Annotated in this window: 19 protein-coding genes; 10 read left to right on the top strand and 9 right to left on the bottom strand. The window is 49.1% G+C overall.

All coding sequences use genetic code 11. The features are described 5' to 3' along the window. The first annotated feature begins 128 nt into the window (after window positions 1–128). Window positions 129–2126 (top strand): hypothetical protein, encoded by a 1998-nt coding sequence (locus G451_RS0104560; protein WP_027183322.1) that lies wholly within the window; start codon window positions 129–131, stop codon window positions 2124–2126. A gap of 11 nt (window positions 2127–2137) precedes the next feature. Here G451_RS0104560 and G451_RS27615 read toward each other — a convergent pair whose 3' ends face one another. Continuing rightward, window positions 2138–2641, bottom strand: coding sequence for a WG repeat-containing protein (locus G451_RS27615; protein WP_051261135.1), 504 nt, complete (start codon window positions 2639–2641; stop codon window positions 2138–2140). Between the two features lie 638 nt (window positions 2642–3279). Further along, window positions 3280–4182: a hypothetical protein gene (locus G451_RS27610; protein ID WP_156921512.1), complete on the bottom strand. Its 903-nt coding sequence runs from the start codon at window positions 4180–4182 to the stop codon at window positions 3280–3282. A gap of 222 nt (window positions 4183–4404) precedes the next feature. On the opposite strand from G451_RS27610, the gene G451_RS34050 reads away from it, so the two are divergent. Continuing rightward, entirely contained in the window at window positions 4405–4551 is a 147-nt protein-coding gene (locus G451_RS34050) for a hypothetical protein (RefSeq protein WP_156921511.1), read from the top strand. A 108-nt stretch (window positions 4552–4659) separates the two neighbouring features. On the opposite strand, the gene G451_RS32320 is transcribed toward G451_RS34050, so the two are convergent. Next, window positions 4660–5718 carry a hypothetical protein gene (locus tag G451_RS32320; RefSeq protein WP_051261134.1) on the bottom strand — a complete coding sequence of 353 codons (1059 nt, stop codon included), beginning with the start codon at window positions 5716–5718 and terminating at the stop codon, window positions 4660–4662. A gap of 304 nt (window positions 5719–6022) precedes the next feature. Further along, window positions 6023–6895, bottom strand: a complete 873-nt coding sequence (gene metF, locus G451_RS0104520; protein WP_027183321.1) for a methylenetetrahydrofolate reductase [NAD(P)H] — start codon at window positions 6893–6895, stop codon at window positions 6023–6025. Window positions 6896–7100: 205 nt separating this feature from the next. Here metF and G451_RS32315 point away from each other — a divergent pair, with 205 nt between their 5' ends. The 3 genes from G451_RS32315 to G451_RS32310 all read left to right on the top strand — a co-directional run bounded on the left by G451_RS32315 (window position 7101) and on the right by G451_RS32310 (window position 13222). Next, window positions 7101–8609 carry an ATP-binding protein gene (locus tag G451_RS32315; RefSeq protein ID WP_084448369.1) on the top strand — a complete coding sequence of 503 codons (1509 nt, stop codon included), beginning with the start codon at window positions 7101–7103 and terminating at the stop codon, window positions 8607–8609. 69 nt (window positions 8610–8678) lie between these two features. After that, window positions 8679–10094 (top strand): sigma-54-dependent transcriptional regulator, encoded by a 1416-nt coding sequence (locus tag G451_RS0104510; protein ID WP_027183319.1) that lies wholly within the window; start codon window positions 8679–8681, stop codon window positions 10092–10094. Between the two features lie 185 nt (window positions 10095–10279). After that, window positions 10280–13222 (top strand): response regulator, encoded by a 2943-nt coding sequence (locus G451_RS32310; RefSeq protein WP_169727821.1) that lies wholly within the window; start codon window positions 10280–10282, stop codon window positions 13220–13222. Window positions 13223–13303: 81 nt separating this feature from the next. Here G451_RS32310 and cls read toward each other — a convergent pair whose 3' ends face one another. Further along, window positions 13304–14737 (bottom strand): cardiolipin synthase, encoded by a 1434-nt coding sequence (cls, locus tag G451_RS0104500; protein ID WP_245587766.1) that lies wholly within the window; start codon window positions 14735–14737, stop codon window positions 13304–13306. Between the two features lie 323 nt (window positions 14738–15060). Here cls and G451_RS32305 point away from each other — a divergent pair, with 323 nt between their 5' ends. Beyond that, the gene (locus G451_RS32305) at window positions 15061–15891 is read left to right on the top strand and encodes a sulfite exporter TauE/SafE family protein (RefSeq protein ID WP_051261132.1); all 831 of its coding nucleotides are present in this window, start codon (window positions 15061–15063) and stop codon (window positions 15889–15891) included. A gap of 214 nt (window positions 15892–16105) precedes the next feature. Further along, window positions 16106–17638, top strand: coding sequence for a H(+)/Cl(-) exchange transporter ClcA (gene clcA / locus G451_RS27585; protein ID WP_051261131.1), 1533 nt, complete (start codon window positions 16106–16108; stop codon window positions 17636–17638). Here the strand turns inward: clcA and G451_RS0104480 are convergent. After that, window positions 17580–18824 (bottom strand): M48 family metallopeptidase, encoded by a 1245-nt coding sequence (locus tag G451_RS0104480; protein WP_034640790.1) that lies wholly within the window; start codon window positions 18822–18824, stop codon window positions 17580–17582. The genes clcA and G451_RS0104480 overlap by 59 nt on opposite strands. 106 nt (window positions 18825–18930) lie before the next feature. Between G451_RS0104480 and G451_RS0104475 the strand changes: the two genes are divergently transcribed. Both G451_RS0104475 and G451_RS0104470 read left to right on the top strand, forming a co-directional pair. Continuing rightward, window positions 18931–19416 carry a hypothetical protein gene (locus G451_RS0104475; RefSeq protein WP_156921509.1) on the top strand — a complete coding sequence of 162 codons (486 nt, stop codon included), beginning with the start codon at window positions 18931–18933 and terminating at the stop codon, window positions 19414–19416. Window positions 19417–19497: 81 nt separating this feature from the next. Next, the gene (locus tag G451_RS0104470) at window positions 19498–21114 is read left to right on the top strand and encodes an FG-GAP repeat domain-containing protein (RefSeq protein ID WP_245587765.1); all 1617 of its coding nucleotides are present in this window, start codon (window positions 19498–19500) and stop codon (window positions 21112–21114) included. Between the two features lie 87 nt (window positions 21115–21201). Here G451_RS0104470 and G451_RS32300 read toward each other — a convergent pair whose 3' ends face one another. The 3 genes from G451_RS32300 to G451_RS32295 all read right to left on the bottom strand — a co-directional run bounded on the left by G451_RS32300 (window position 21202) and on the right by G451_RS32295 (window position 25236). Continuing rightward, window positions 21202–23364, bottom strand: coding sequence for a sensor domain-containing diguanylate cyclase (locus tag G451_RS32300; protein ID WP_051261130.1), 2163 nt, complete (start codon window positions 23362–23364; stop codon window positions 21202–21204). A 100-nt stretch (window positions 23365–23464) separates the two neighbouring features. Continuing rightward, a complete protein-coding gene (locus G451_RS0104460; RefSeq protein ID WP_027183314.1) occupies window positions 23465–23803 on the bottom strand; it encodes a DUF190 domain-containing protein in 339 nt (112 codons plus the stop codon). A gap of 89 nt (window positions 23804–23892) precedes the next feature. Continuing rightward, the gene (locus G451_RS32295) at window positions 23893–25236 is read right to left on the bottom strand and encodes a glycoside hydrolase family 26 protein (protein WP_084448366.1); all 1344 of its coding nucleotides are present in this window, start codon (window positions 25234–25236) and stop codon (window positions 23893–23895) included. 220 nt (window positions 25237–25456) lie between these two features. Between G451_RS32295 and G451_RS0104450 the strand changes: the two genes are divergently transcribed. After that, on the top strand, window positions 25457–26308 hold the full coding sequence (locus G451_RS0104450; RefSeq protein WP_027183313.1) for a PilZ domain-containing protein: 852 nt from the start codon (window positions 25457–25459) through the stop codon (window positions 26306–26308). Window positions 26309–26311 lie beyond the last annotated feature (3 nt).

The following is a 26311-nucleotide window of genomic DNA, read 5'->3' as shown; positions in this document are numbered from 1 at the left end:
ACTCCTTTTCGAACCGCTCCCAAGGGATTCTATTGGCCAGTTGAAGAAGCGGGTCTTTCGGGTTGAGCTGGTCCAAAAGATCCGGATAGAGAAAAGTCCCCTGCGGCTGTTTCTTGGGTTTCGCCCTCATGATTCTCCCGCCAAATGTTGCATCGTTTCGACCGGTTTTCTGCGTGGTTTCTGCATTTCCTGGTCGAGAATACTACATTGTACAGAGAGGATTGTTAAGAAAATTCAACCCACTGGGAGTATTTCAGGCCCGACTCATTAATGCCGTTCGGCTCAACAAAGTACGTCATAGCCTCACCCCAGGATTCACAGCCACGGCGATCAATCTTAAAGCCACTCACAATGATGCCGGCCTGCATGCGTTGCTCACAACAGGACAAGAGGCGGCAATACGTCAACGCAAACGCACTTCTCGACACGAAGCGGTATTCTACGAAATGGACACGCCCGATGGACAGCACGCAACGGGAAGCAAAGCCGACGCGGCCTCACTGGTCATTGCAGGTGACACGGGAGCACTGGCCTTGGCGCTCAACCATATGCATCGATACGAGCCCCAAGCATTACGTCTTTTATCCAGTGGTGATGCAGCCGTGGACACCGCCGACGATTCTGTTTGGCTCGGTCAACGTCAAGGGATGTTTGCCGACATGGCTGTTGCTATCTTTGCTTCCCAACCTGATGCAGCAACGGTGGAATCACTTGTGACCGCACCGCGCAACCACCCCTTACGCCCTTGGCCAGATGCAACATGGTTTGCCGATTCCGGAGCAGTTCCGCCATTTCCCGCCACGCGAACCGGCCTTGGAGGCACGTTTGCCGATCTCAGTGACGACGTCATGGACCTCACATTGGAAAAAATCGATGAGAAGGGTATCGCAGGGCTCATGACATTTGGTCTGTATCCCCGATTCTGGGGAACCGATTTGTACGGAGATGAAATCGATTGCGACGACCCGACTCCCGGCGACGATTCCGACACAGCGTATTGGTGCGCGTCCTGGACGGATTATCATAACACCGTGGCAACAGCGACGACGGCCGCCATGCGGAATGGAGATGTAACGCTGCTCGACGAACTCTCCTTTCCTGGTGCACTCCGCATGCTCCACACCCAAATTATGCAGTGTTCTCCAAGCGATGATTATTTTTATTGTGGCCAGGCTCCAGCCGGATACGGCGGATACAGGGAGGACTTCAACAGCTCTCACGCCTATTTTGACAATCTCTATCTCTATTACTGGCTTACAGGGGATAGCACCGTGGTGGATACTCTCACCCGCGGTGCATCATCCATGCGCGACTATGTTTGCTCTAAACGTCCTGACGCGGTCTGTGGTCCCCATGATGCGCCGGTCGACGAATGGGCCAACCTCACGGGGCGAGTGGCCACACAATGGAACCTGACTTTCCGATTTGTCGGTCTGGCAAGCGATGATTCCAGCTATCTCGATGATTTTCGAGCCAATCTCGGCCGTGCCGTGACACAACAGTACGTCCAGGCTGTAAGCCAAAATACGGACTACGGGTTCTGGTTTGATGGGTTCAGTCAGATCAATGATTCGGGATCACTTGAGTCGGATCAATTGTGGATGGCCTCTCTCTACGACATGCGAGCCATGCGGCTGCTCATGCTCGATACGAACAACGAAGCCGGCGGCGATCCCGCACTGACCCCGAAGTCGGTACGCACAGCGTGGGCACGGACCATTGCCAACTATGGATCCCATGTCGCCGGAGACGGAACGCCAGCATCAAACTGGCCGAACACACTTCTCGTCTCATGGCAAAACGGCAGAATCGGCGGGAGTCTCACATCAGTCTCCTATAATCCGGATGCTTCCGAACCATACCTCTATGACACAGGCAAAGCGGTTGTTTCGTCCATTCTTGCCGAAGTTGCCATTGCGGAAAAAGATTCCGTCATGCAACAGCTTGCCTATGAGACGGCCGCGTACGGGTTGTTACGCTGTCGCGACGAAATCAGCCCGCTTTCCAAAACCATGGGAGAATACCTCAACGCGCTGGCTGCTGCCGTAGCCGCACTCAATAGTACGACGCCATCATCCGACATGCCAATGCCGACGTCGATACTCAGTCTTCTCCTGGAGGAATGATTGATTCTCGGCTATCGCACGCCGGGTACTTCTCGGCCCTGGGCATCGATGCGCGTCCAGGTACCACCAGAATGATACGTATGCTCCCCGTCACGCTGTGCCGTGCAGCCAAAGCATACAGCACTTATCCCATCGGAAAAGGGTTGGGCAAAATCAAATTGGGCGGGAATGACAATCTCGCCTTTTTCATTGAAAAAACCGATTTTTCCATTGTGGACAAACCGAGCCAACCCATCATGAAACTCGTCAGGACCATTATCAAACACATACGGACGCAACAACACATCGCCATGTAGATCAATAAGCGCCCATCCGGCGTCATCCACTGCGAACGCCACATTATATTGGGAAAACGTCCAGGCAATAACGTACATCGGAGGTAAAACGGTTTGTGTAGCCGTATCTCGATATCCGTAGAGACCACTTTTGGAGTCTGCAAACGGATACAACCCTGCATGAGAAAAGGTCGCAAAACTCAACAAGATCCAGCTTACCGTAACAAAAACAGTTTTCATAAAATATTGTTACCTGCCGTTGCGCAATCAAACAATGGAGCAAGAAAAATGTCACAACGTATTAATGATATTACAGGGAGAGAACAACCTGCCTAAAAGACAATATCAGCTCTACCATTTCTCCCTTCTCTCACGACGCCGCTCTCCACAGTCCACCTTTTTCTCACCAGACGATGAAAAGGAAAACTCAGCAGAATACCAGAAACAATTAAGCCAACTCAATCTACCGAAATGGAAAGAACCTCATACCGACACTCAAGGTTCATTCCATATAGCTCTACCAGTGCGCAGAATCCACCAGTATTGAACAAAAAAATAATGAAAACAAAGAACGAAGAATTCGACTCGACAAACACCGCCCACAACAAAGCGAGACAAGAAATATAAACGTCATCCCCAGGAGAGGATAGCCCATATTTTCAAGAGCAATAAGAATACTGTCGTCGGATTGCTCCTGGATTTCACATTAAAAACTCTAATATATCATTGCGTTATCATCCAAAGGCAAGACGGAAACATCGTGCATTCGCGGTATTCTCCAGGTGAAGTCCCCCTCGAGATTCCCACATAGGGGCATTATAGCCAAGACAGGGTGGTCCCCCATCGATTCTTCATCTCCTGCAATATCCAGGAATGGATTATTTCTTCACTGCAAAGGTATCCCAAAGAAACGCCGATCTGTCAGAAGCGCCTGAACGCGATATGTTCATGAGGGCTGAAAGCGAATTGTCTCCGCAACTATCATCCCAATTCGTGCCTATCTTTCTAATAAGAAAAACAATATCTGGATAGGATTGGAACCGTATGGGAATATTGTGAGGAGGTGCAACGGAGTCGGGATCAAACCCTACAGGTAATGGCGTACTCTCTCCTTTGGAGGTGTTAATCGCAATCCATTGTGAGTCGATTCTGACGATAACGAATTGGTGCCCATTGATCGTCGCGCTAAGATCTTGGTTCTCCATAGCTTGGTTATAGTCGTCAGCTTTAGATGAAATGACATAGCGAATATCCTCAGGATTGCTGAGAAGTTCCAATGCTTTGACAACAGCCATGAAAGCCCTCGCATAGTGAGTGCATCCAAAAGCCGCCCGGGTAGCAATAATTTCGCTTGCTGAAGGAGCAAAAAATACATCTGCAGGATTGGTCTGCATATACTTTTCATGCCACCTCTGTATCGTCAATTTCTGCACTGGTGAAAGACCAATGGTTGATAGGAAACCAAGACGGGCTGTCTCTAGCATGTCGTAGATCATAAACGTATCGGGGGAGATTTTATTGATCGAGATTCCGTTATCCGGGTCAAGCAAAGCTTTCGACACAACGAGCAGTTTATTTAAGAGATCGTTGTCTTGCTCTTTAGCAAGTTGCTGAAGAATTACTGAATTTGAATAGTGCGTTACGTTATGAGTGACTTCAAGTAAAGATTCGTGTTGTTCAGAATATTTTACTTGCTCATTATGAGTGCAGTAACGAAACAGTAGGATAAGTATGATGCAGAAAAGCGCTATAAATCCAAATCGCAGGCATCTCTTTAGCATGGTATACCTCAAGTTGCTATAACAGGCGATGACAGAATGCCTCAAGAGTTGGTCAGTTATGTGCCGAGTTTGCGTTGGCCTGTTCTCGTATTTTGGATAATGTCCATCACGATGAGCCGCAATGTATCTTTCTGAGCTTCCCCCACCTTATTGGATCTGTCAAACATACTTCTCTCAATGAGTACACCGATGTATTCGCAGAGCTTTCGGAAGGAGGCGTGTATGACAGCAGTTCCTGAGCTGAGAGATGAGGTCAGTAAGGCAACGGATAAAGGAACATTTTTGCCTTTGAAGATGTTTGACTCCTTCGCACAAGCGAAGAACCTCTATCAGATTGTCCTTATGGAGCAACGAGCTATGCAAGGATGAGCATGGTCAGAAGCTCCCAAGCACGTTCCCACTTCTTTTCGTTTGGTGCAGTAAAACTTCAATGACGACAATGGGGTTATATCAACCATTCTAATGAACGTCTTTAGCTCACCCATCCCATTGGGACAAATCCGGGGGCAGACGAACAAGCAAGGCCTTGGCAAGAGCATCACAATACCCACATGAAGAACAAAGCTTCGAACATTGCGTTGTGGTACTGTAATATTCTTCAGGCAATGCGGCGTTCTCTATGAAATGTGTTCGTGCCAAGGCTTCAGGGGCATCGAGCAGCTCGAACAGATTTCCTTTCCACGCTCCGTCCAAATACGCCTGAATGATCTGACGCAACCGGTTCGGTCCTCGGGTTCGTCCGCAGAGTTTGAGTTCTGCCACGCTCGCAGGAAGATGCTGAACATCTTCGGGACGAATAAACGGAGAAGACAATATCAGACCGGGAGTGTTGGAGATATCCTCCAAGCATCCCAAACGACGCGCAACAGTGACCATAGGGTCTGGAGCGCCAGGAAACGAAGCAAGAGCGATCTGCGCTTCATGCGTCAGTCGATAAGGACAATCTGCGAGGCAGCCTTCATTGGCCAAAAGGACGAGCGCCATGCCGGGATAGATCGAATCGACCTGGCGAGCCAGCTCGTCCAGCTTCTGTGGTTGTCGATTAAGACGACGGTCCACGACATATCGCACCGGTCGGGCAAATCCATAGCGGGTTGCCGTTTCAACGTATGAAACAAGTTCTTGAACCGTTGTAATGGCACAATTGACACTTGGTGTAAGGCGTACTCCGGTCACCAGATCCGGTTGATGTCGAGCAAGCGCCTTGAGCAAGTAAAAGTCCGTCGCCACAAGACCAACAAGACCCGCATCATCCTTGAGTCGTTGCACGTGATCGGCGATACGGTCGAGATATGTTGTGTTGGTATAGATATCCGGATGATGAAAGCGAGCATTGAGCAAACCATATTGGGGCACGCCGTCGAGTCGACGCAATTGCTCAACCAATGTCTTCCCGTCAAAACCATCCGATGCGCTTCGTGCGTCAGCCAGCCCCGGCACATACAGTCTGAAATGGACAGCCGATAGATGATCTTTGATATCGACCAAAAAGCTCGTGAAATCAGGATCGGGAAGAAACGGTGTCTCAAAACGCATACGCTCAATGACTCCTCTTGCATCAGGCCAAATTTCCACATTTTATCATTATACGACACCCAAAGATCAAAGGCATTCTCGTGCATAAAAAAGGCCACTTTCACATCGTCACGAGAAGCGTTCCTTCGACATAACGCTATTTTTCAAAAAAATCTTTCTCAAGACGATCCCACAGGAACACAATAAAAAAGAGCGCGGTGATTACATCTCCGGTCAGGCGTATGGAACACGCCTTTCCCAAAGTCACCGCACTCTTTTCACCACGCGATAGAGATCGCATGCTGCACGCTATGACGACATGAGCCTACAACGACAATCTGTCGACAATCTCCAGGCAGGCATCGGCCTGATTAAGTGTATACAGATGAATACCGGGAGCACCGTTATCGAGTAAGTGCTGTGCTTGCTTGACGGCATGATTAATTCCGAGCGCTCGAACCGCATCGTTGCCGCCTTCATTGTGGGCTTTTTCCAGGTCAAGATAAAGTCGTCCTGGGATCGCCGCTCCGCACAAACTCAAAATACGCCGAATGGATCCCAAACTGAGGATAGGCAAAATACCGGGAATAACCGGCGCTTCAACATTCATGCCGCGTAACCGCTGAACAAAGTCGAAATACGCACGATTGTCGAAAAAAAGCTGCGAGACAAAGAAATCCACACCTTTGCTTGCCTTCACCTTTGTCCATTCAAGGTCGGAACGTACCGACTCCGATTCAGGGTGACATTCGGGATAAGCGGCCGCAGCCACACCGAAATCCGGCCGAACACGTTTGATATAGTCAACAAGATCGGATGCATGTTTAAAGCGTTCATTGTCCGGGATGAATTCATCCTGTCCTTCGGGTGGGTCTCCACGCAACGCGAGTACATTGGAAACCCCTCGAGCGCTTAAGGCATCAAGAAATTCATTGATGCGAGCTTCATCGGCACCAACACACGTAAGGTGCGCCATGGTCTCGAATCCATGATCATTTTGCAGCGCCTGCGCAATATCCAATGTCGCATCTTGTGACCCGCCTCCCGCACCGTATGTCACGGAGACAAAAGCGGGAGAAATAGTCGTCAAACGCGATGCGGCCGCAAAAAAGGCTGGATGCCCTTCTTTGGACTTTGGTGGAAAAAATTCAAGGGAAATAAAAGGACGATTCGAAGAAAGCGTATCAATAATTTTCAAGTCCGCCTCGACTTCATGCTGATGTGTTTGTGGCGACGCCGACCAGTGCCGAACGTAGGGGCGGGGTCATGAGAAACCCGGCAGGGGGAGAAAGCCTGCTCACCTGCGTCATCTCCTCATACCAGTAGCGATTTGTTGTTCTCTTCTTGGTGCACAATGTCAAGTCGGGTCTTGGTTGTTGCGTCAAGAAACGCTATACAAACGTATGGACGTTCACAATCATTGCCACGACAGCGAATTTCTCCGACGGATCATCATGGATGTCTCGGAAGCCGTCGCCGTTCTGGACACGAAATTGGCGGTTATCTTCGCCAATACGGCCTATTGGAGTCTGACCGGCATGCGGGAACAGGATGGCATCGGAGTCGTTCCTCCGCTCTTTTCGAGCGAACACAACGACAGTGATCTTCTGCTCTCGATGCAATCGGCTTTGACCAGTAAAACCAACTGGTCCGGGCGCTTGACATTTTGGCGTGATGACGGCGCATTTTTCATTCTGGCAGCCTCCCTCTCTCCGGCACGTGCCGTTGAGGAACCGAAAAAAGCCATTGTTGCCATGTTTCGTGATGTCACCGGCGAACTCGACTTGGCCAATCGGCTTCACCACGCACAAAAGATGGAAGCGCTTGGGACACTCGCTACCGGCATAGCACACGATTTCAACAATATATTGACGCCCGTCCTGCTTAATGTTGATCGCATGCTTCACAACCACACAGCGAACGACCCGGAACACGTCCTTTTGGCCGACATATACCTCTCAGCCACCCGAGCACGTGAGCTTATTCGCCAAATTCTGGACTATAGCCGGTCAAAATTCGGAAAACGCATCGTCATACACGTGGGGTCCCTCGTCCGAGAAACATTACACTTGCTTGACAGCGCGTTTCCTCCCAGAGTCCAGGTTGTCTTCAATACGGCTCGAGGGCGTGACATGGTGCTGGCCGATCCGGTTCGATTGCACCAAGCATTAATGAATGTCTTCATGAATGCGGCTCAAGCCATGGGAAATGCTGGCGGCACCATGACCATCAGCATACAAGAGGAAGACGAACCTCCAACGGAAGGAAAACGTCCGAACAAACGAGTCATCGTCCGTATCTCCGATACAGGCCCAGGCATTCCTCCTGCCATTCGACATCGTGTCTTTGATCCGTTTTTCACCACAAAAAATCCAGGGGAAGGAACAGGGATGGGCCTCGCCGAGACGCGTGATATCATCCGCGTCCTTGGCGGCGAAGTCACCTTTCACGATAATACCGATGGACCGGGAACCACGTTCACATTGAATTTACCATTGGTGGAAACTCCCACCCCGGAACGCACCTGGTCTGCAACGGAATCCAGCCAGGTCCAAGTCTGCAGGCGTATTTTGCTTGTGGACAATGATCCCAAAGTGCTCGCGTCGTTAGCGATGACACTGGAGAGAAACGGATGTGCGGCCAGAGCACACACGGATGCCGACATTGCACTGCGTGAATGCACGCAATCCCCTCAATCCTTTGATGTTGTCATCGCAACCGAGTTCATGCGACGTATGGATGGACTTGAATTCTTCCGCCAGATCAAACGGATTCGTCCGGACATGCCGTGTATATTGCTCACAGCCGGTCCGGTCCCCCAGGATCGGAGCGAGGTTTGGTATCTCGTCCGTGCCACGGTACCCAAGCCGGTGGAAGCTTCCGCTTTGCTTGCGGCGCTTGATGAAGTGTAACGCAAAAACGAGGTATCAGTACGCTCAGTCATCATCACAACTCTTGCAGACATGTTCCGGAAGGATGCTATGGCCAATATTCTGATCATCGACGACGACCCCGTCCTCTGCCGTTCCATGGCCGCCTCTATCGCCGACGTAGGCCATGAAGCACACATTGCGTACTCCCTGGAACAAGGACGTTCCATTCTCGCCGACGTAGAGATCGACGTTGTCTTTCTTGATGTGGTGCTCCCCGATGGAGACGGCATGAAGGAAGTCGAACAAATCAAACATGCCACATCTCACCCCGAAGTCATCATTATTACCGGGTATGGCGGTCCCGAAGGCGCCGAGGCGGCTGTCAAAAGCGGAGCCTGGGACTATTTGTGCAAACCGATTTCAGATAAGGAAATGATGCTGCCACTGTTGCGAGCACTTCAATATCGACGTGAAAAACACAGCAGCCGTCGTCAAGAACCGCTCCATCGCGACCGTATCATCGGAAACTCTCCAGCCATGCAGAAAAGTCTTGAGCTGGTTGCGCAAGCCTCAGCTGGGGATGCCAATATTCTGCTTGTCGGAGAAACCGGTGTCGGCAAAGAACTGTTTGCTCGGGCCATTCATGACAATAGTCGACGAAAAAATGGTCCGTTTGTCGTCGTGGATTGTGCGGCGTTACCGGAAACACTTATTGAAGCCACATTATTCGGCCATGTTCGCGGCGCATTTACCGGAGCGGACAAAGACAAAACCGGCTTAATACGTATGGCCGACGGCGGAAGCCTTTTTTTGGACGAAATCGGAGAATTACCACTTCCGTTGCAACGAGGATTTCTTCGCGTCTTGCAGGAACGCGTTGTCCGACCGGTCGGCTCAAACAAAGAGTTTAAAAGTGATTTTCGACTCATATCCGCAACAAACCGTAATCTCGACTCCATGGCGGCCGATGGTACATTTCGCGAAGACCTGCTGTTCCGGCTCAAAACCATGCGCATCCTCCTCCCCCCGCTTCGCGAACGACGGGAAGATATCCGGCAACTCCTCGTGTATTATGCACCGCGTCTCGCTGCTGCAACGGGTGTCTCGTCAAAAATTTTCGCCCCAGAATTCATTCAAACGTTGCTTCAATACGATTGGCCGGGAAATGTTCGCGAATTCATTAGCACCCTTGAGATTGCCATCTTGGCTGCAGGGAATGCTCCGACATTATATCCGGCACACCTTCCGGAATCGGTACGTATTACGGCGGTAAAGAAACGAACACACGAAGCCATCCATACATCGCGTTCGGATATTCTCGACACGCCGCTTGCCCTCCCGGAAACGATTCCGACGCTCAAAGAATTCCGTGATGAAATGATTGAGTTCGCAGAGGAGAAATACTTACAATATGTTGTACGTGTTACTAAAGCGGATATTAAGGCCATGCTTTCACTTTCTGGTCTTTCAAAATCGCGTTTTTATGAGCTATTACGAAAATATAATATTCAAACTAAAACATAATGAGTTTTTCTTTTACATTGTGCAACGTTGTGGTAGTGAAAAAATTTCTGTTAAGAAAAACAGTTGATGAACTCCACTTTGCAATAGGCCTTCATATGAACCCGATTTTGTTCAAATACCTGTGCCAATTCATTCTATTCTTGATGCTATGCGGCGTTGCAGCGAATGCATTCTCAGCACAACCAATGCCAATTCGCGTCGGAATATATGAAAATGCCCCTCTTATTTCCATGGGGACACAGGGCAGACCAACGGGTCTCTTTATTGACGTTCTTGAAGAAGCATTTTCCCACAGTGACAGAGAAATTCAATATATCACCGGCAGTTGGAATGACGTTCTCACGAAGCTGAAAAACGGTGATATCGACTTGCTTCCTGCTATAGCACTCACTGAAGATCGCCAGGCAAACTTCAGTTTTTCTGACCAACCGATTTTCATTAATTGGGGACAAGTTTTTGTTGCTCCTGGTCACAATCTCGACTCTCTTTTGGCGCTTGACGGTAAAGCTATCGGTTTACTTCGCGGGGATATTCATAATACCGCCTTTCGCAAGCTGATAAAACGTTTTGACCTCCAATGCGCCTCATTCGAATACGATGCCTATAACGAGGTTTTGAATGCACTCACTCGTGGAAAGGTAGATGCTGCGATTCTTAACCGCTTGTATGGTGTTATGCACGCAATCCCACGAGGCTTTCATCCCACATCCATCGTTTTCAATCCAATTCAAATTCAGTTCGCCGTTACAAAAGGCGACCCTCAAAATATTCTTCCAGCATTCAACAAAGCTATCAACGATCAGATAAACAACCCTCAATCCGTTTATTATCAATCTCTGAATCAGCTTTTTAGCCAGCAAACTGATAAATCAGCTATGCCAGGTTGGCTTCTCAATCTTTCGGTAGGATTATTTATTACAGTTCTCGTCTTTGCTGTCTTTGCCGTCATGCTTCGACGAAAAGTCCGCCTCAAAACGGCCGAACTCGAATACCAGAAAGATCAGCTCGAACTGGAAATCCATGAACGCGAAGCCATACAACAAGAGCTGGAACGTCATGCCGAGCATCTCAAATCGCTGTTTCAACTCTCGCAACTTGAAAGCGACGACGAGCATGAGATTGCTCAATATGCCCTCGATGAAGCGATTCGCCTCACGGACAGCACCATTGGATTCATCAGTACAGCCGACGAAAATTCGGAAAAATTCTTCCCTACCGTCTACTCTCACAATGTTATGGATGAATGTTCAACTCCCATTCAGGAACATTTTGCAATTTCTCTGGGGGGGTGGTGGTCCGATGCAGTACGAACAGGAGAAGTGATTCTTGTTAACGATTACGCACTTCCGTCTCCTTCGAAAAAGGGGATCCCTCAAGGGCACATCTCCCTCTCACGCTTCGTTTCCGTTCCCGTCGTAGACAAAAATCGTGTCGTGGCTGTCATCGCCGTCGCGAACAAGTCGACAGATTATACACAGACCGACATTGCCCAACTGAATCTCCTCGCACAGGGGCTCATGACGCACAAACAACGGCACCTTGATCAGTGTCTCATTTCGGACCACCAAAACCGTTATAGAACGTTGGTCCATTCTGTCGGGGAAGGAATCGTTTTGATTGATGCTGACGGCATCATTCAAACCTGGAACAAAGTTGCCGAAAAGCTGTTTCACATTGCAGCCTCTGACATCGTCGGGCAGCCCATTCGTACGATTGCTCCTTATCTGTTCGAACATAATAACCAGAAACATTCATCAACCCAACTTTTCGAAAGCATCAGCAAAGGCTCTCCTCTCCACGATGAAATTTTCTGTGTTCGTCTCCCTGACACCCCAGATTCCTGGATCAAATGCACCATGACGCCTCTTGAAGGAGACGACCAGACATCGCAATCCACAATTCTCTCGTTCTCCGACATGACCGAGCAGGAACGCATCAAAAAGGAACTGCTGTCCGCCAAAGACGCTGCCGAAACCGCAAATAAGGCCAAATCCCAATTTTTGGCCAATATGAGCCACGAATTGCGTACCCCGCTCAACGGCGCCATGGGGATGCTGCAACTTTTGCGTATGACCGAACTCGACAAGGAGCAAAACGAGTTGACCGAAGTTGCCCTTCGGTCGTGCAATAATCTCACGCGCCTGCTTGAAGACCTGCTCAACTTGTCCAAGTTTGAATCCGGAAAGCTTGAAATCCAGACTGAACCATTTGTTATTCAAGACGTTATTGGTGTATTACGCGACACATATGAAGAGGAGGCCAAACGCAAAGGCATCGACATATCATTTCATGTCGGTCCCAATGTTCCGGAAACAGCGAGCGGAGACTCCATCCGCATCCGTCAGATTCTGTTCAACCTTGTTGGCAATGCCGTCAAATTTACTTCGTCAGGATCTGTCGAGTGCAGTATGTTTGCCCATAAAGGAAGCAATAACCGTTTTCAACTCGTCATACTCATTACTGACACCGGTATTGGCATTCACGACGACGTGCTTGACTCCATATTTACCCCCTTCATTCAAGTTGATAGCAGCTTTACCCGCAAATTCCAGGGGGCCGGTCTCGGGCTTCCTATTGTCAAGCGTCTTGTTCAGCTCATGCAAGGTTCTATCTGCATTGACTCAACACCGGGACACGGTACATCTATCGGGGTTAGCCTACCTCTCCTATTCGATGCCGTCCGAACGCCTATCTCGACAACAGTCATCAGTATGCCGGACACTCCACCACAAGAACCAGCTCGAATTCTTCTCGTTGAAGACGACTCCGTCAATCAGCTCTGTGTCCAACGCATGTTGCAGGTGGCAGGGTACACCACGATATGCGCTGACAATGGCGTCGAAGCATTGAAATTATTGGAAAAACACGTCTACCAATTGATTCTCATGGATATCCAAATGCCGATTATGGGGGGACTCGAAGCCGTCACGAAACTTCGCAACAATCCCGACTATGCCTCCAACGCGACGGTTCCCGTCATCGCGCTTACGGCGTACGCTATGCAGGGAGATAAAGAACGTTTTATCGCGAGCGGTATCGATAATTACCTTTCCAAACCCATCGACATGGACGAACTCCTGCAGCTTGTTGAAGATTATATAGGAAAAGGTGCCGCGTCTTCCTCATAATAAGAAAACACAGGCATACACCAGGCAACCCCACCGCGAGAACGCCCGATAACCGAAACGTCCTCACAACATCGCTTTCCTCTACAAAATCGGCGAGAACAATTTGGCAACAGGAACGAACAAGCGAAACAAAAATGGTTTCGCGGCAAGCTCCTCCGAAGTGGCACGTCGTGATTTCATAAAATCATGATGGAGCATGGTTCCGACTTTCTCGGCAAACTCACGATCCGGGAAAAAGAACATCATCTCAAAATTCAACCGAAAAGATCGGTTATCGAGATTAGCTGTCCCAATCGCTGCCGCTCTATTATCGATGAGTACGGTTTTTTGATGCATAAATCCGTCGAGATAGCGATAGAACTGAATGCCGGACTCTTCCGCTTCATCAATGTAGGAAAAGGCGGTCATGTACACAAGCAGATGGTCAGCGCGACTGGGTAAGAGGATACGCACATCGACCCCACGTAATGCGGCCAGCTTCAAGGCGCTCATCACATCCTGGTCAGGAACGAAATATGGAGAAGCAATCCATATACGGTGTTTGGCGCTCTGAATGCAATGCAGAAAGAACAACGCACAGGTTTCTCGGTAATCCGCCGGCCCCATAGCGAGGACAAGTCCGTTCATCCCGTTGTTACTGGCGGCGTTAGCATGCCAGAACAGCTTTGGTGTTTCTCCTGTGGCCCAGTGCCAATCTTCCAGAAATGACAATTGCACGGCAAGAACAGATGGACCAGTCAAGCGCATGTGCGTATCGCGCCATGGCCCAAGTTTCGGATTCTTTCCCAAATATTCATCACCGACATTGTATCCCCCCACGAATGCCATATGTCCATCGACAAGGACGATTTTCCGGTGATTGCGAAAATTGATCTGCAACCGATTGCGGAGTTTTGACGCCGTGTTAAAGGGATGTACTTCAATGCCGGCCTTGGTCAATTCATCAATAAATGACGAAGGTAAATGGCTGCTGCCTATTTCATCAAACATGAAATAGACTTTGACGCCTTGCATCGCTTTAATTTTGAGACGGGCGGCAAGAGCTGTTCCCAGAGTATCGTTTCGATAAATAAAAAATTGAATGAGAATATACGATTTCGCGCTTTCGACAGCCTCGAAAATCGCATCAAATGTATCTTTACCCGTAGTAAACAACTGGGCGCTGTTATGTTCGGTAAAAGGGAGGTGAGCAAGCCGTTCGAGAACAAGAAAATCTTTAATATCTTGGCTTTCTGCACGAAAAAGGTTGACCTCATCCATCACTCGTTCGCCGATATGACGAATTTCGCGATCTCCGGAACGCCGCGCATTCACGTAGCCTTCAAATCGACGTCGACCAAAAATGAGATACAGAGGGAACGCAATAAAGGGAAAGGCAACCAACCCCATCACCCATGCTGTCGCACCTTGCGGTGTACGGGCTTCCTTCACCGCAAACAACGCAGCTACGGTTCCGCCAATGTAGACCACCGTTGCGATGGCAACCCAAATTGTCCAGGGATTTTCGAATGTCACGGCAAGCCCCTTGCGTTTTGTGTTGAAAACCGAGATACTCCAAGAGGATAAAAAAATCTGATAACAATAAAGCCGTTGTCTATGGAAGAAATATACGCTGCCCTGGCGGAAACTCCAAGCCCACAACCACCGAGATCAAAGAACGTCTCGTTGACCATCGTTGTGCAAGACATGGCGAGAAGACAAGATGCTGCACATGGAGCCCCCCCAAAAAACGGTGATCATTTGCACTCTCGGTAAATTTGTCGAAATGCTTACATCAAGCGATGCCGATGTGGTCATCAAACCGTTTCACCGGCTATTCCAAACCAAAAGGAAGCGCCATGCCCTTGCCTACCCCTGAAGAGAGTACCCATCGTATCCAAGGAACGCTTCTGTTCTTTTTCTTCGGCCTTTGTATAGGGACCATGGCCTCCTTTGCCGGTATGGGAGGAGGATTTCTTATCGTACCGCTTTTGCTCGGGTGTGGTTTTTCCTCTGGTCGGGCCGTTGGAACGTCCTTATCTTGCGTTCTTCTTCTGACAACATCTTCTCTGGTCGCCGCAATCAGCGAAGGGACGATAGACCCGGTGTTCGGTCTGCTCATCGGAATTGGGGGAGCGCTTGGCGCGCAAATTGGCTCTCGACTCGTTCACCATGTGCCAACACGAATTTTCCGTAAGATATTCTCTTTTGTTCTTCTTGCTCTGGCATTGTTTCTTGTGGCTGACAGTAAATTCGGCTTGCGCGAACTCGGCATCACCCATTTCAGTCAAAACCCGGTGCACATGAGTCATCTGTCTATTGTTGGACTTGGATTTCTTGTTGGTATAGTGGCTTCGTTTGTTGGTCTCGGAGGTGGGTTCTTGCTGACGCCCATTCTCATCGGGTTGGGGTTTTCCTCTGAACGAGCAACGGGGACCGCCTTTATCGCCATTCTTGTCATTGCGTTATCATCGGTGGTGGTTCACCTTCGCAAGAAGGTCAAAATTGCATTTCACACCGCGCTTTTCCTCGGTCTTGGCGGCATAACAGGTGCCCAAATCGGGAACCGACTGCTTCCCTTTGTCCCGCAAGAAGGGTTCAAAATATTCTTTGCCCTTGTTCTCGCCAGTTTGAGTCTCTTTATTTTCAGGCAACACGAGAACGACAACCATGAACGTAGCACAGGGTAACAACCACCACGCCATGCTCTGCAAACGTCTCTTACTGCCTGACGTCTGCGCTCGAGAACTCTCCTGGTATGATGCGTGACGTTCCTCCAACGCGTTTTTTTCTTCTTCATGCTGACATTTTGAAGCAGTACGGGTTTTCAAGTTGTGGGGCGAAGTATATCCTGTACAACCAACACCAGGCACCACGGCTGTAATGAAGACGAAGGACAATGCCATGACCGCTGCCCCTCAACCGGAACATCCTGAACACACTCCCTCTGAACCAGAGGTACCAGGAGCATACTGTCCGATCTCACCATTTCGAACGATTCTCGTTGAACTCGGACTGAAATCTCGCCGGTATACGCTGATTTTTTTTCTCGCCATTCTGGTAGGAGCTTTGGCCGGACTTGTCGGGGCGACATTTCAAATCCTTGTCGTCCATGTCATGAAGTGGCTGAGCTTAACCACTGCCTTTTTCAATAGCACTGAGTTTCGTACTCTTGTCGAAACATGGTTAGCCCACGCCATTGGACCGAAGACGGCAACATCGATTGTTTCGGCGGTACCGTCACTCCCTTGGCTCCCGAGCACGGTGCTCTGTGCACTCATGGTGACTCTGGCATTTACGCTTACCAAACGCTTTGCGCCGGAAGCCTCCGGAAGCGGCGTCCAAGAAATTGAAGGGGCACTGGAGTACATTCGGCCACTACGCTGGCGCAAGGTCTTGCCGATTAAATTCATCGGCGGTGTCCTCTCGCTGGGATCAGGCATGGTTCTTGGACGTGAAGGACCAACCATTCAACTCGGTGGCAACCTCGGGGAAATGATCTCCGAAATGTTCGGGCTCGACAAAGACAACGCCCATATCCTTATTGCCTCGGGAGCTGGAGCCGGACTCGGTGCCGCGTTTAACGCTCCACTTGCCGGCATTTTGTTTGTCGTCGAGGAAATGCGACCACAATTCCACTATAACTTTCTTTCCGTACAGTGCGTTGTCGCAGCCTGCGCGGCTGCCGACATTGTGCTCCGTATGTTCACCGGCCAAGAAGCGGATATGGCGATGACACATTTCGCCGCGCCCTCTTTAGGTTCCCTCGCGTTGTTTGCCATCTTTGGCGGTATGTTCGGCATTTTTGGATATGTGTTTAATTTTCTCCTCGTGCGTACTCTCGATGCGTTCGACTTCATCAGAGCCCGTGCGGCTATCGCGTTTCGTATGGCTATCGGCGGCATGATCGGCTTTCTTGCGTGGGCCATGGTCGACATCGTCGGCGGTGGATATGCTGTTATCCCCAAAGTCCTCAACTTCGAATATACGCCGAACATGCTGCTGTTTTTATTTGCCGCTCGTTTCCTCGCCACGATGATCTGTTACGGTTCCGGCGCCCCTGGCGGTATCTTTGCTCCTATGCTCGCACTCGGCACTCTGTTTGGTATGTGGTTCGGACATTATGCCACAACCTACTTTCCCAACATTGTAGCTCACGCAGAGATTTTTACCGTTGCAGGGATGGGGGCTCTCTTCGCCGCCACAGTCCGCGCGCCGCTGACAGGCATTATTTTAGTGGTGGAAATGACCATGAACTACGCGCTCATTTTACCACTCATAGTCACCTGTATGGCGGCATCAGTCATTTCCGAAGGTCTCGGCGGAAAGCCCGTCTACTCCATTTTGCTCGAACGAACGTTACGCATAACCAATAGCGTCAAATCATCGAACGCAGACGCTGAATGCGCTCCAGAACAGGAGGATGACTCGCATTGAGCATGACATAGAACCAGTGTGGGGTCAGATTCGATAAATTGTCGACACTCAACCGTTTAAGGGCATCAATCAACGCTTGGGGATGCCGAGTAGCCTCGGCACTCAACGCATCGGCTTCAAATTCATGTTTTCGCGAAAGCGCATTGGAAAGAAACGACAGCAGCAATATGACAGGCTGATAAATAATGCCAAAAACGATCAGACCCGCTGCAACCGATGGCGTTGCAATGCCGAATGCCTGAAAAAATACCGGCGATTCCAGAATGCAGGAAAACAGAAACAGCAATAAACCGGTTTTGAGCATCTCCAGCATGATCGATTTAACAATATGTCGTTTTTTCCAATGACCAATCTCATGAGCCAAGACAGCGACAATTTCTTCTGTGGTCATTGTGTTTATCAATGTATCAAACAATGCAATGCGCTTTCGTGAACCCAGCCCGGTAAAGAATGCATTCCCTCGGCTCGATCGACGCGACCCATCCATGACAAAAATTCCCTCAAGCGTGAACGCATATTGCTGCGCCAAGTCCTCAATAGCGGCTTTGAGTTCCGGATCCTCAAGAGGCGTAAACGTGTTGAAAAGCGGTAAGATAATGCTCGGGGCGAAATACATGACACCAATCGTAACAAGTGCAATCCCGATCCAGGCTGGCACCCAGCCGGCTGGTCCCATCGCATTGAAAAAAAGAATGATCAGGCTCGCAAGCCCTCCCCCAAGGATGGCCGTGATGAGATAGCCTTTGCATTTATCAAGAAAAAACGTTTTTCCTGTTGTCCGGTTGAAACCAAAACGCTCTTCCAAAACGAAAGTTGAATAGATGGAGAAGGGTGTGGCAAGCACGAGGTCCGCGACAAGCGTAACAACCCCCAGATACACCAACCCGGTTGCCAAAGGGGAAAGATTCAACCCCACGACAAACCGGTCGAGCAAGCCGAAAACACCGGTCGCCAGGCATAAACACAATATAACCGTCCCGAATCCATCCTCAATGGAACCAAGGCGCGTGGCCTGTTTGGTATATTCTTGGGAGCGGCGATAAGCGTCGGCATCATAGATACCGACAAATTCTTCTGGCACGGATGAAGACAGTGCGGAGAGATTGAGTCGTCTAGCGCTCTCCCGAAGGACAAAAGTGGCAATCAATGCACAAAGAACACACAAAAGAATCACAGTTTGAATCATGAGAACCTCAATGTAGAACGAAATTTCACCCAAAAGGTGTGTTTCCCAGGGGTAAATAAATCGGGCCTGCTTGCCAAGCGCTCCAAAAATCGCGACAATAGAAAACATGATGCAAGAGCAAACGATCCCCTTAGTTTTGGCGGCGACGGGCAAAGAAAAGCCTGAAAACCTTGTGCAGCTGTTTGCAACTTTTTTGCGAACACTCGAAACATTGCCGGACAATGAACTTGATAGCATTGCCCAACAATTGGAGCACGATACGGGTGGACGTATTGACGATTTGCCGCGAAAGCTAAGGATTCTCGTCAAACACCCCTTGCCCCCGCGCGATAAAGTCTATTGCCTGTGGCTGTTTTACGTTACCTTCTTCCATTCAGCCGTTCCTTTGTCCAACATTTACATTGGTCCGGACATTGTCGGCGATGAAGAAGAAGCGTTACGCATTATTTCCTGGACACTCCCCAAAGGATTCGCGGACACACTGTTGGCCGACCTCACGACCCTGGCCGACGAATATGTCCCGCAATCAACTGTAGAATACGCCCGGACGGGCAACGACAGTGTCAAGTTTACTTTGCATGAGAGCAGGTAAATTGCTACCGTAACCCCCATTTCGCTTGTGTGAAATGAGTTTTCGGGCCACGGCCCGACGCTTCTTTTCAAGGAGATTTGCATGAACATCAGAAAAATGTCGATAACGGGTCTCCTCTGCCTGGCCACGGTCCTCTCGGCCATATGTGCCCTCGCAGCGGACGTAAAGACCTTTACGGTGGAACCCTTCGCAGTCCACGGCCCTGAGAAATATCAATACCTGAGTCAGGGCATAAAGAGCATGCTCAACTCGCGCCTGACCTGGACAAACCACTTCCAACCTGTGGCCGACAACGCGAAAGCCGACTATAAAGTCTCAGGATCGGTGACGATTTCGGGCAACATAGCCAGTGTCGATGCCACCGTTTCCGGACCTGACGGACAGAGCTGGCCGCAATCCACCAAAGCAAAACTTGACGGTCTCATTCCTGCTATGGAAGGAGTGGCCGACAATATCAATGCTAAGATTTTCAAACGCCCGGCCAAACCGGGGAGCGCCAATGCAGCCAGCGCCAAAACGGGCCAAGCTCCCATGAACCCGAATTTCGTGGTCAATGCAACGGAAGGTGAGCTGGGCGCCAACCCCTACCTCAACCCTCGTTTCCGGTATGTTCAAGGACCGGACACGCCGGGCCGTTGGCGGAGCCAGAGCTTGCGTTTCCCCTCGTTTGGCGTCGCCGTGGGTGACATCACCGGTGACGGCAACAATGAAACCATCCTCATGGGACAGGATGGTATCCACGCCTTCACATACTCAGATCGACAGCTCAAGCCCCTGGCCGATTACGAGACTTCCCCCAATCTTATGCTGCTCCACGTCGACCTGTTCGACTTGAACAAGGATGGCAGATCGGAAATCATTGTTGCCGGCTATATCAATAAAGAAGCTGCATCCCTTATTCTGAGCTACGAAAACGGTAAGCTTGTAGTCAAAGCCGACCGCATCAAATACTTTTTGACCGTAGCCCCTGTTCCCCCCGAGTTCAGCCGTTCACTGGTCGGTGGCAAAAGCCACCCTCGTGATCTCTTCCAGGAGGGAATTTATGAAATGATTTACTCGGGCGGGACCGTGCAGGCCTCGTCGAAAGTCAACCTGCCAAGAAAGGCGAATCCGTTCAACTTCGCTTTCTACCCGGAAGAATCGGGCTATAAAGTTATCCTCGTCAACAACAATGACCGTCTTGTTGTGTACACCTCAAGCGGAGAACTCATGGCTGAAACCGAAGAAAAATATGCCGGTTCGGCTATCGGTTTACAGTTTGACGATCTCATGGCCCCCATGGATAAACCCGATGCCGACTACCTGTGGACATACTATTATGTCCCGCTGCCCTTATTGGTTGCCAACCTCGACAAAGACAACCGGTATGAGCTTTTGGTCAACAAAAACATATCGGTAGCGGCCCAGTTTTTTGAAAACTTCCGCAGCTTCGCCCAAGGTGAAATCCACGCCATGTATTGGGATGGAGTTGGTCTCAACTTGATGTGGAAAACACGCCGCATCAAAGGCACCGTCACCGGTTACACTCTGGCTGACATTGATAACGACGGCGAAAAACAATTGGTTGTCGCTGTGAATACGTATCCTGGTCCATCCGGATTCGGCAAAAGCCGAACCGTCATCTATGCCTACGACCTGAATACCGATTCGGACCCCAATGCAACAGGGTATTCCAACGTTGAACCCGCGCAAGAATAGCAAGAAAAACGACGAGACAAAAAAAGGCGGGGCCGAATGGTCCCGCCTTTTTTTGTCTCGTATGAAACAGAGTAAAGTCCCCGAATACTATTCGTACATCTCCGAAAAACGAACACACGCATTCTTGCCAAGCGCTTTGGCTTCATACATTGCGGTATCGGCTGCTTCGAGCAGTTCTTTGGCTGTTTGAGCATTGTCAGGATAGATACTGATGCCAATACTTGTGCTGAGTGGGATTCGATGCCCATTAATTTCAACCCCACCACCGAATGACGTGAGAATGCGTTCTACAACATGATCAATGTCTGATTCATAGACAACATCCGGGAGAAGCAGGACAAATTCATCACCACCAAGGCGACAAACCGTATCGGAGTCACGCACACTGAACCGCAAACAATTCGCAACGTGCACAAGTACCTTATCTCCCACAGCATGTCCCATCGTATCATTGATCATCTTGAAATCGTCCAAGTCGAGAAAAAGCAAGGCCGTACGAACTTTGGCTCGACTCGATTGCAACAACGCGACTTCAAGCCGGTCATCCAGTAACAATCGGTTCGGCAGACCGGTAAGCCCATCGTGAAAGGCTTGATGGCGAATGCGCTCTTCCTGATCTTTGATGTCACTAATGTCGTGAAAAATTGCCACAAACTGTGCAATTTGCCCATTTTCACGAATAGCACTGATAGACAGCCATTCTGGATAAATTTCTCCATTCTTGCGCCGATTCCAAATCTCTCCTTCCCATAGACCTTCACGCTGCAGTTGTTCCCACATGGCTCTATAGAAGAAATCATCATGGCTTCCGGATTTCAGCAGTGAAGGTTCTTTTCCGATAACTTCTTCACGGTCATACCCAGTGATGCGGGTAAAAGCCTTATTCACAGCCAGAATGGATGCATTGTCATCCGTCACGACAATACCATCTAAAGAATTGTCAAAAACCTTCTCAAATAATTTGAGTCGCATTTCATCTTGCTTCTTACTTGTAATATCATCGACCATACCTTCGATGCCAACAATCTCCCCCAAATCAGTTTTGACCGACCATGCCGTAATACGTGTCCAGATTGTTCTGCCGACCTTAGAATGAAGGCGAGCTTCTACAGTCATGACATTGTGTGCATTCAGATTCTCCATACAACTCAACGCCATATTGGAGTCGTAAAAAAGATCACAGAGTGTGCCGGCTTCAATCAGAAAATGGCGCTTGTCAGTATACCCCAAGATGGTGGCCATAGCGGGATTAATGGTAATAAACGATCCTTCCGGTGTGGTTTGAAAGATACCATGCACAGCGTTTTCAAAGATACCCCGAAACTTCTTTTCGCTTTCTGCTAAGGCCTCCGTGGCCCTGTCTATTGCCTGGCGAAGTTCTTCCGGCCTGCGTAAAAGCAAGTACAAAAGCCAACTTGAAATAAAGGCAACCAATACCCCGCTGAGAAAAATATGCCATACCAGAGGAAAAGAGGAAAACCCATCTTTTGGCATGACGGCGAGATTCCACTTCCCTGAGGGCAAAGGAATATCTGTACGAATACTATTCAATTGAAAGATTTCGGGAGGACCGTAAAAAACATCACCCTTTTCACCGCGACTGTCTTTTCCACGAAGAGCGACTGCCAGATGATCATTTTTTCCAAGGCCGGCCTCGTCAAACAACTGCAGGGGAGAAAACAACAAGGTTACAAGCCCCCAAAACTGAGGTTTCTTCCCGTCTTGTTGTGCGTCTTTCAAATAGACGGGGGTGCGTACAATAAATGATTTTCCCCCTTGTACAAGGTCGACCGGCCCGGCAAGAAATGGACGTGAAGACTGCATTGCCGAGGAGACTGCGGGCTGTTGATCTTTAGGCAGACCGTGCAAGATATCAAGACCGAGAACGGATTCGTTCCCTTCCTTTGGGTAAACGTGTGTAACAACTCCATCTCTGGCAAGCTGTACCGTATTGATTCCGGGATGGTCAGCCAATGTGTCTTGGGCGAGAAGAGCAAAGTCGTCCTGGCTGATATCACTATGCCTGGCAACATACTCTCGAAGCCATTCAGCGACGTGAAGACGAGTCATCAACGCTGATTCAAGACGCATACGTAATGCGGACGCCTGATCGTTTACCTCAGTACGCAAGCGTTGTTCATAGTTGCGACGTTCCAATTGTTCGAACATATAAGCCACGAAAAGAATAAACGTACAATTGAGTACGATCACAAAGACTTGAAAATGACGACTTCGAATAAAACGAGACATATAACAGCATCCCGTGCCAAAAGTTTCATGCAGCAGAAAACAGATTGTATTCTATTTCACAAAATATTCTCTGCCGCAAGGCAGGATGCGCAGGTTGGGTTCATTTTTCAACTGGATGAAAGATTTTTGCCCGTACCGATTCACACACAATGGCTCCATTGTGGACAACTCCCTCCAGAAAATCGATGAATTCTTCAATCTTATCGGCTTCATCAACAATCTCAACGGTTATGGGCAGATCTTCAGACAAACGCAACACTTTGGCTGTATGAATAAGACTGTGTCCACCAAATCCCATCATACCACGGTACACCGTTGCTCCAGCCAAACCTCGACGCCGAGCCTCTTCGACAATGTATTCATAGGTAGGCTTACCGTCCACATGGTGTCTTTCTCCACAATACACCGTCAACCGTTCGATCGTGTCGACAAATTCCATTTTGTTTACTCCATTTGCAAGACCGTTATATTGATGAATGTTCTATGATAGCCCTTCCCGTTGACATTGAAAAGCCAGACTCGGCCTTTTCATGACACCACAAGAAGCAAAATGGGCAGAAGCGACGGGACGCCCAGTGATACGTTGGGTTGCACGTGATCAAGTGCAGACGAATCTGGCGAATCCAGCGGGAGAAGCAACACGTCAAAAACCGCATGTTCCGCAACATATTCGGTCGGGACATTGAGTGTAAAGACAAGATCATGCTGCCCAGCTTCTACAGAATGGGAAGCCCCTGTAATATACCGATATTCCGGGTAGGTAAGGAGATTCACCTTCAGCTTCCGAGGCTGGCTTGTTTCAGCGCGAACTTCAACCGTTACACGCTGGCCGGGCACAATAGACGATGGAGCATGAACCGATTCAATATAGTCCACCGGTCGTGTCGATGCGACAACAGAAGGATTCTTTGCGATCTCTGCATACTCTGCCAAAGCACGAGCATTTCCGGTGATACGCCAATCCACATCGCCCTGCAGCTCTTCTTCGTATTTCAAGCGATCAAACCAACACACGGCTTTGAGCTCGGGAAGTATCATCGGTAATGCGTATGCGCTGTTTGTATCGAAATGAAAAATTTGGTTGAGCCAACCAGATTTGATCGCATATTCGTCTGCTCCACCTCCACTGCTGTCTGTGGGATCATAAAATGCGCTTGTTTCAGCCACAATCATCGGCTTCTCTCGATTTTTTGCGTAAAGATCATGAAAGTTCGGTACATCATCTTCAAACCCATTGGCATGGTACCACTTGAGCGGAGTGGGAATTTCGTTCCGATTCATACCGGTATTCCCCCAATGATACAGACTGAATCCCACCCAATCCACCGCCTCATCTCCTGGATAGAACGGCGCATAAGGATCATCGGCACTGGTCAACACCCCATCGGAATTGGTGTCCAAAGCGGGATCGGAATCCACAGAACCGGTGTACGCTCCACCTGCGTACGGATATCCCCACCCTTGCCCCGGCGTCCACGCCATCGCGACATTTTCAGCATTTTCGTGAGCAATCCCAGCAAACTCACGAAATTTACTGACATACAACGTCGGTTGTTGTCCCCAGGGATACCAGGAACCATTCATTTCGTGGTTATACCGAACAAGTATCGGGGTATCATACTGGGCTAATGTTTCGATGAATGTTTCGATGTCTTCCCGAGAATAGGAGTTCAATCCGCCCTTGGTTTCAAGGGTGAGAAGAGGGATAGCTCCCGCAGCCATACAATGCCGGACAAACAAATCGAGGCGTGTTGCAATCTCACCAGAAAGCACTTCGGGAAATGAAAAGAAATCCAAAGAAAATGCATGCCTGGTCCCAACACGGCGATTAAAGTCCGCAGGAGTATCCTCGTCGCCGGTAATGGAACACAATTGAATTCCGGAGGAAGGAACTGGCGGGTATTCTGCACATGCAGAAGGAACCGTATTGAGGACACTTATACACAGAAAAAGAGAGACGAAATATGATATGGTCTTCATAACCCATACACAGTACGACGCGATGATGATCAACGCAATGTCATTTTTATCTTGTACTCAACATAATCTTTATAATAATTGTAACCATATGTCCAAAAGAGAAGAAAACACTGTGAACAGCGAAACACTCCCCTTGGGAGATCGACGTGAAAGCCGTTACTCCATTGATTCTGCTGTCATGCCGTATCTCGGATCACGATTGCCCGATTACTCTGTCTTTCAATACATTATTGAAGATATCAGCTTGCATGGTCTCAAAATACAGCTTCCGAATTGGGTGCTCAAACGAGAAAATCTGTCAATTGGCGATGTTATTGACTTTCATCTTCCCTTTTTATTCTCAGGCCAAGTCTACGATACGGGAACAGTCGTTTGGAGTCGCCCTGATCCCAAAAACAATTCGATATCATGCGGTGCATCGATCAAAGAACGCGCAACACTCTATTATCCTGTATCGATTTCCTTTGAATCACGTGGGATTACCATCGACCTCTCGCATTTTGATACATCATCGAACCTGCTGACAAAAATATTCAAAGATACAGTTTTTCTGAAGCGCGGTGTCAGTATCTATTTACGACATCTTGGCCCGGTGCTGCACCGATTTACCGACCTCGATCACCAGGACGCGTATGCATTGCGCCTGTTTCTCTTTGATGATGCGGCCCGACGGGTAAAAGGAAATATCGCAGAGCTAACGAAGATGACTGAAGAATTGCGAGAAACAGGGAATCCAATGGAGAATCTCTACTTGCTTGATCTGGAACGCTTGCGACAAGCCATTGAGCCAGAAATTTCTGCCGAACTTTGGGTTGCGGCATTCAGTCAAGGAACCATGCCGCAATATGTGAATGCTATAAAACAACTGGAAAAAAGACTTTTTTACAATTACAATACCATCATCATGCTCTATACATCATTATTATCCGACTTGGCGTCGGAAGATAAAGCGAGCAAGGAGTAAGCC

It is taken from the genome of Desulfovibrio inopinatus DSM 10711 (assembly GCF_000429305.1).
Classification (GTDB): Bacteria; Desulfobacterota; Desulfovibrionia; order Desulfovibrionales; family Desulfovibrionaceae; genus Alteridesulfovibrio; species Alteridesulfovibrio inopinatus.
This window is presented reverse-complemented; position numbering and strand designations above follow the sequence as displayed.

Coding starts and splice junctions, on each gene's coding strand:
- G451_RS0104470 (WP_245587765.1), top strand. CDS start 19,498: ATGAACATCAGAAAAATGTCGATAACGGGTCTCCTCTGCCTGGCCACG.
- G451_RS32315 (WP_084448369.1), top strand. CDS start 7,101: ATGGACGTTCACAATCATTGCCACGACAGCGAATTTCTCCGACGGATC.
- G451_RS27610 (WP_156921512.1), bottom strand. CDS start 4,182: ATGCTAAAGAGATGCCTGCGATTTGGATTTATAGCGCTTTTCTGCATC.
- G451_RS0104475 (WP_156921509.1), top strand. CDS start 18,931: ATGATGCAAGAGCAAACGATCCCCTTAGTTTTGGCGGCGACGGGCAAA.
- G451_RS32320 (WP_051261134.1), bottom strand. CDS start 5,718: ATGCGTTTTGAGACACCGTTTCTTCCCGATCCTGATTTCACGAGCTTT.
- G451_RS0104480 (WP_034640790.1), bottom strand. CDS start 18,824: ATGATTCAAACTGTGATTCTTTTGTGTGTTCTTTGTGCATTGATTGCC.
- clcA (WP_051261131.1), top strand. CDS start 16,106: ATGACCGCTGCCCCTCAACCGGAACATCCTGAACACACTCCCTCTGAA.
- G451_RS32310 (WP_169727821.1), top strand. CDS start 10,280: ATGCCAATTCGCGTCGGAATATATGAAAATGCCCCTCTTATTTCCATG.
- G451_RS34050 (WP_156921511.1), top strand. CDS start 4,405: ATGACAGCAGTTCCTGAGCTGAGAGATGAGGTCAGTAAGGCAACGGAT.
- G451_RS0104460 (WP_027183314.1), bottom strand. CDS start 23,803: ATGGAATTTGTCGACACGATCGAACGGTTGACGGTGTATTGTGGAGAA.
- G451_RS32305 (WP_051261132.1), top strand. CDS start 15,061: ATGCCCTTGCCTACCCCTGAAGAGAGTACCCATCGTATCCAAGGAACG.
- G451_RS32300 (WP_051261130.1), bottom strand. CDS start 23,364: ATGTCTCGTTTTATTCGAAGTCGTCATTTTCAAGTCTTTGTGATCGTA.
- G451_RS27615 (WP_051261135.1), bottom strand. CDS start 2,641: ATGAAAACTGTTTTTGTTACGGTAAGCTGGATCTTGTTGAGTTTTGCG.
- G451_RS0104560 (WP_027183322.1), top strand. CDS start 129: ATGATTCTCCCGCCAAATGTTGCATCGTTTCGACCGGTTTTCTGCGTG.
- G451_RS0104510 (WP_027183319.1), top strand. CDS start 8,679: ATGGCCAATATTCTGATCATCGACGACGACCCCGTCCTCTGCCGTTCC.